The sequence below is a fragment of the Streptomyces sp. NPDC006624 genome, from assembly GCF_040611555.1.
Taxonomy (GTDB): domain Bacteria; phylum Actinomycetota; class Actinomycetes; order Streptomycetales; family Streptomycetaceae; genus Streptomyces.
Map to the genome: position 1 here is coordinate 1 of NZ_JBEXOM010000111.1, position 1,018 is coordinate 1,018.

General features: G+C 68.0%; 2 protein-coding genes. One reads left to right on the forward strand and one right to left on the reverse strand.

What is annotated here, in order from left to right; all coding sequences use genetic code 11:
• Positions 1-78 precede the first annotated feature (78 nt).
• A complete protein-coding gene (locus ABZY20_RS37515; RefSeq protein WP_096376180.1) occupies positions 79-747 on the forward strand; it encodes a hypothetical protein in 669 nt (222 codons plus the stop codon).
• An 88-nt stretch (positions 748-835) separates the two neighbouring features.
• On the opposite strand, the gene ABZY20_RS37520 is transcribed toward ABZY20_RS37515, so the two are convergent.
• Positions 836-1,018 (reverse strand): hypothetical protein (locus tag ABZY20_RS37520; protein ID WP_356448058.1); only part of this gene is annotated, 183 nt, incomplete at its 5' end.

Sequence of the window (1,018 nt, forward strand, 5' to 3'; positions counted from 1 at the left end):
AGCGCCAGTCGCAAGCGCAGAGACGCCTGACGAGTAACCTGACACGGTGCAGTCACCGATACAGGGAGACAAGACAGGATGGATCCTCGCATTTCGGTCAACAAGCTCGGCGAATACATGACGGCCACGCCGGCCCGGCGGCGGCAGATCGTCAAGGACCAGAAGAACAGACCCGTGTTCAAGGCCGCCCGCTACCGGGACGCGCGCGACGCCATTTCGTCCCTGATCGCTTCGGGCACGGCCGGCGAAGCGTGGGCGCGCGATTTCGCCGAGGGCCTGCGGCGAGACCCGGGCGGGTCGGATTTCGCGATGCAGGACCGGGCCCACTCCGCCGCGGCCATCGACACCTTCGTCGAAATCCGCGGCGCGATGAAGATCGACGATCTGATCGCGGTCTCGGCCGATGCGCGGTGTTCCGATGCGGTCGAGATGGCCGGCGTGCGCGTGGTCGCGCGCCCGGATGCGCTGCTGCTGGATCCGCGCTCGCTCGCCGTGGTCGGCTGCGTCAAGCTGCATTTTTCCAAGAGCCAGCCGCTGGACGAGAAAGGCGGGAACTACGTCGCCACCGCGATGCAGACCCATCTGGAACGCAACCTGTCCGCGCCCGGCCTGGTGCTTTCTTCGCGCTGTTATGTGGTGGACATCGCGACCCGCAGGATCCACACCGCGCCCAAGGCCAGAAAGCGCCGGCTGGGCGATCTGGCCGCCGCTTGCGAAGAGATCAAGGATCGCTGGGAAAAGCTGTGAGCGCAGAAAACCGGGGTGGACACTGCGTCCACCCCGTCCCCGGGCACAGCGCGACGCTATCGCCCGCAAGCGGTGCCGCGCCCCGCGCTCAGAACGAACGCGAGCCGCGCAGCGAGAACACGAAGTTCGGCGCGTCCGGGGTCAGCCCCGCGGCGAGTTGGCCGTTGAAGGTCCAGCCCGAGGGCAGCACGTAGCTGGCGCCGATGTTGAGCGTGGTGGAATTGCTGGAGCTGCCGGCCACGCGCCGCTTCGGCCCGCCCGGCGCGGTGGT